A 4,610-nucleotide genomic window follows, 5' to 3' on the forward strand; every position below is an offset into this window, starting at 1 on the left:
CCCACCTAAAAGAGGGGGGTTATGTCGTTTTTTTAATTAATGTATATATAATTCAACCTTAAAAAGTAATATTTATAATAAATAAGGGCATAGTGAATAAAGTATATTTTGTAATGGGAGCTTTGTATGAAGGAGTGTAAACATTGTTTGCTTTTTTATGTAATGTAACATTCTTCTTTTTATTATTTCTCATATCGCTTAAACTGCTAGGCAAATCCGCACTCGCACAGCTTACACCACATGATTTTGGAGCCATTATCTTTTTATCCTATTTTGCTTTTCAAGCAATGCCGGTTGATGGTGCTTTGCAAGCTATTGTCGGTATGATTGTCATTACATGCCTTCATCTTTTGATCACAAAGCTAAGTCTACTCAATAAACTCAATCGTTTCATCCTAGGGCATCCCATTATTTTAATTAAACATGGAGATATTATTTTTGAAAATTTAAAGAAAAGCAGATATCCAATCGCCGAATTACTTTCTAATCTTCGCGTAGCAGGATATCCTAGCGTGCATGAAATTGAATATGCCATTTTAGAAGCAAATGGTGCAATTAGTATTTTACCTAAAAGAGAGCTTGTTCCTCTTACTCCAAAAGATATGCATATCGATGTGAAATATGCTGGGTTACCAATCGCTCTTATCGTTGATGCACAGATCCAACACGATAATTTAAAGTTAATCCACAAAAATGAAAAATGGCTCCATAAAGAGTTACTCGATAAAGGCGTGAAAGATATACAAAATATCGCTTTTGCTTCCGTCCAAGAAACAGATGGCTCCTTTACGATTACGCTGAAAAATGAGAAATCCCCTTAAACGGTTAAGGGGATTTCTTCATTATGATGCTTGTTTTTCCTCCATGATTCGTAATGGTACAGGATGCTTCATACGGTTCATCCCAAATACAATAATCGCTGTTAATAGCTCTGCAACTGGCATTACAAGCCAAATTCCATTTACTCCGAACAACTTTGGCATCATCCATAGTAGCGGAATAATGAACAATAAACCACGACTCAAAATAATAAAGACTGATTTCTTCGTTTGTCTTACCGACTGAAAATACTCTCCATACACAATGTTATAACCTAAAAATACATATTGAATAAAGAAAAGGCTAATTCCCGTTATCGTTAATTGAAATAATTCTGTTGATTGAACATCAAATAAACCAATCAGATATTTCCCAAAGAATAAACCAATCACAATTGCTGCACACCCAAGTGCAACTGCTATTTTCACGGCAAGACTTAATCCTTCCCTTAATCTTTCAGATAAATTTGCACCATAATGAAAACTTGCAATTGGTTGTAATGCTGCTCCAACACCAAAGAACAATAACAATGTCATGGAATGAATGCTATTTACCATCGCATAGGAGGCAACTCCTAATTCTCCTGCATATTGAATAAAGGCTATATTGAAACCAATTGTTACAATCGCTACTGTTATTTCAGTTGTAAAACTCGGAAAACCAATCACCATAATTTGTTTGACTGTCTCCCATTCAAAATGAAATTTCGTCCATTTTAAAATACTACTTTTTCTAAAGAAATGACTTAATAAAACAAGAAAACCAATTGCTGCTGAGAGGATAGTCGCTGCCGCTGCTCCTGTTACACCCCAGCCAAATATAAAGATAAAGACATAATCAAATACGATATTTAATAAAGCTGTTATAACAAGACCAGCCATTGCTAAATTTGGATTCCCATCGTTACGGATAAACGTACTCAAAACATTTTCTAAAACATATATCATCCCAAATGTTAACAATACTTGTAAATAATCTAAAGCATACGGCAAGATTACATCATTTGCTCCAAATAAATAAGCTAAATCTTCTATTTTCCATAAACAAATAGCCATTAAAATACCTACAATTATAACTGCTACTGTCATGGATTGTGTAAAAATAGATCTCGCTCGCTCTATTTTATTTTCACCTAATGCAATGGAGTACAATGTTGCCCCGCCCATACCAATCCATAGTGAGATAGAAAAAAAGATTGAAAAGGCTGGAACGGCAACGTTTACTCCGGCCAAACCATTCGCTCCTACTCCCCTACTAATCATCACTGCATCAATCATAATATTAACTGACATTAATACCATTCCAAGAACAGCTGGTATTAAATACGAAATAAACAAACGTTTTATTGGTTCTTCTCTTAACTTCTCTGTTGTTTCCATTTTAAATTGCTCCTTTACGACTCTCTGCTCACATTTTAAACCTTAAAGCAACTTGAAGGTCAAGAGAGAAGTAAAAAATGCAATTTTTCTTAGCAAATTCTTACTGCATTCTATTTCTTTTTTACGACAGGGATTTGTATTTCCGTTACTTGCTCTTCTGGATTTTCTGTCACAGACCAATCAATTAAAGCAAGTTCAATTGCATCTCCTGATACTTCATATCCCTCCTTTTTAATGATTCTTAACAACTCCTTGTAAGTTCCATCCGTTTTTTCATACGGCCCATGATGATAAGAACAGGCATACATCCCCTCCTTAATGGCATCTGAAGTCGTCACTTGAAACGGCATATAATCCAGCAAAATAAAAACACGATTATATGCTTGAAATTCGTTTTGAAACAATGCTTCTTTTGATACTGTCACACCAATATCTCCTGAAAATACACTATCATCTATTTGCTTCATATTTTTTTGAAGTGAATGTATATAATATTCAAACATATTATCCGTTGGATTCGGTGCAACAGCTAGCGCCGTAATTTTTCTCCTTGGGAATTTTTTAAATATGACATGATTTACTTTTGATCGTGTAGCTTCTTTCATCATCTCAATTTTACGCTTCATTTTCGCCAATGCATATTCAATTTCCTTTTGCTTCTTTAACATCATCTCTTGCTGTTTTTCAAGTAGATTTAAAGCATAAGTTGGATTTCTTTCATCAATATACTTCTTTATTTCTTTTAAAGAAATATTTAACTGACGTAAAAATTTAATTGTATCTAAAAGTGAAAACTGATCAATGGTGTAATACCGATAATTTGTTTGCGGATCGACAATGGATGGATGAAAAATACCTTTTTCATCGTAATAACGTAATGTTGATTCTGGAATATTATGCATTTTTGCCATTTCTCCAATTGTAAAACGTTGATTAAATAACATATTTCCTGCTCCGTTTCTTTCAAATAGATTTATTCCTTCTAGCTTCTTTCTTCTTACCCTTCATTATATAGGCATATATTCCTTATTCAAAATGAATCCTCTACTAAAAAAACTGCTAATTTTACATTGATTTTTTCTAAAACTTATTATATATTTATTACAGGTTCAAATTACAAGTTCAAAAGAACTCGTACAAAGACCTCATGTTTAATGTGTATTACATATTGTTTTACATTAAGCACACTCCGAGAAATCGTATGATACAAACAAAAAATGAAAAGGAGAGATGAGATGGAATTTTTCTTTCAAATTGCGTTAATTTTATTAAGTACAAAAATTGCTGGTGACATTAGTGTTAGGCTTGGTCAACCATCTGTACTTGGAAAATTGATCGTCGGTATTATTATTGGGCCTGCTGTATTAGGATGGGTTAACAATTCAGATTTACTCACACAGTTAAGTGAGGTAGGGGTTATTCTCCTTATGTTTATGGCTGGACTTGAAACAGACTTAAAAGAACTAAATGAAAACCGCAATTCCTCTTTAGCGGTTGCAGTTGGTGGCATCGTTCTGCCATTTGTGGGTGGTTATGTTGCAGGACTTGTAATTGGCATGGAACAATCTAATGCAGTCTTTTTAGGATTACTTCTATGTGCAACAAGTGTTAGTATCTCCGTACAAACACTTCGCGACTTAGGTAAAATGAAAACAAGAGAAAGTACAACTATGTTAGGTGCAGCTGTATTTGATGATATTCTTGTTGTTATTTTACTAGCCTTTGCGATGAGTTTCCTAGGCACAGGTGATGTGAATTTAACAGTGATTATCTTGAAAAAAGTTGTCTTCTTTGCAGCTATTATCTTAATTGGCTGGAAAGGTGTTCCAATGATTATGCGCTGGTTATCACCACTTCGTGTATCAGAATCTATTATTAGTGCAGCTCTTATCATTTGTTTTGCCTTCGCATATTTTGGTGAACTATTAGGAATCGCTGGAATTATCGGTGCATTCGCAGCAGGTATTGCCATTTCTCAGACAGATTACAAACATGAAGTGGAAAAGAAAGTAGAACCAATTGCTTATGCAATGTTCGTTCCGATCTTCTTTGTCAGCATTGGCATGAACATTACGTTTGCAGGTATTGGAGATAAAGTATGGTTTATCTTAGCATTAACCATCATTGCTGTCTTAACAAAACTAATTGGTTGCGGCTTTGGGGCACGAATCACAGGCTTTGATTTACAGTCTTCTACAATTATCGGATCTGGCATGATTTCCCGCGGTGAAGTTGCTCTTATCATTGCAGGACAGGGACTTGCTTCTGGCCTACTAGCAAAAGACTACTTTACAGCAATTGTTATTGTCGTTATTTTAACAACAATGATTACACCACCAATGCTGAAATATTCTTTCGGTGTAAAAGATAAGCAATTAAAACTAGGTAAATCGTAACTATATATACATCAAT

The 4,610-nt window shown here is 34.3% G+C and carries 4 protein-coding genes; 2 read left to right on the top strand and 2 right to left on the bottom strand.

The genetic code is table 11. The features are described from left to right. Positions 1 to 143 precede the first annotated feature (143 nt). Entirely contained in the window at positions 144 to 821 is a 678-nt protein-coding gene (locus tag V7183_RS24665) for a DUF421 domain-containing protein (RefSeq protein ID WP_335361175.1), read from the top strand. Positions 822 to 842: 21 nt separating this feature from the next. Here V7183_RS24665 and V7183_RS24670 read toward each other — a convergent pair whose 3' ends face one another. Continuing rightward, on the bottom strand, positions 843 to 2,198 hold the full coding sequence (locus V7183_RS24670; RefSeq protein ID WP_335361176.1) for an MATE family efflux transporter: 1,356 nt from the start codon (positions 2,196 to 2,198) through the stop codon (positions 843 to 845). Between the two features lie 110 nt (positions 2,199 to 2,308). Continuing rightward, positions 2,309 to 3,142 (bottom strand): MerR family transcriptional regulator, encoded by an 834-nt coding sequence (locus V7183_RS24675; protein WP_335361177.1) that lies wholly within the window; start codon positions 3,140 to 3,142, stop codon positions 2,309 to 2,311. A gap of 291 nt (positions 3,143 to 3,433) precedes the next feature. Here V7183_RS24675 and V7183_RS24680 point away from each other — a divergent pair, with 291 nt between their 5' ends. After that, a complete protein-coding gene (locus V7183_RS24680; protein WP_335361178.1) occupies positions 3,434 to 4,594 on the top strand; it encodes a cation:proton antiporter in 1,161 nt (386 codons plus the stop codon). Positions 4,595 to 4,610 lie beyond the last annotated feature (16 nt).

The organism is Bacillus sp. JJ1127 (assembly GCF_036965845.1).
Taxonomy (GTDB): domain Bacteria; phylum Bacillota; class Bacilli; order Bacillales; family Bacillaceae_G; genus Bacillus_A.

What these genes read in the sequence shown, in the direction of transcription:
- V7183_RS24675 (WP_335361177.1), bottom strand. Translation starts at nt 3,142, where the DNA reads ATGTTATTTAATCAACGTTTTACAATTGGAGAAATGGCAAAAATGCAT.
- V7183_RS24670 (WP_335361176.1), bottom strand. Translation starts at nt 2,198, where the DNA reads ATGGAAACAACAGAGAAGTTAAGAGAAGAACCAATAAAACGTTTGTTT.
- V7183_RS24680 (WP_335361178.1), top strand. Translation starts at nt 3,434, where the DNA reads ATGGAATTTTTCTTTCAAATTGCGTTAATTTTATTAAGTACAAAAATT.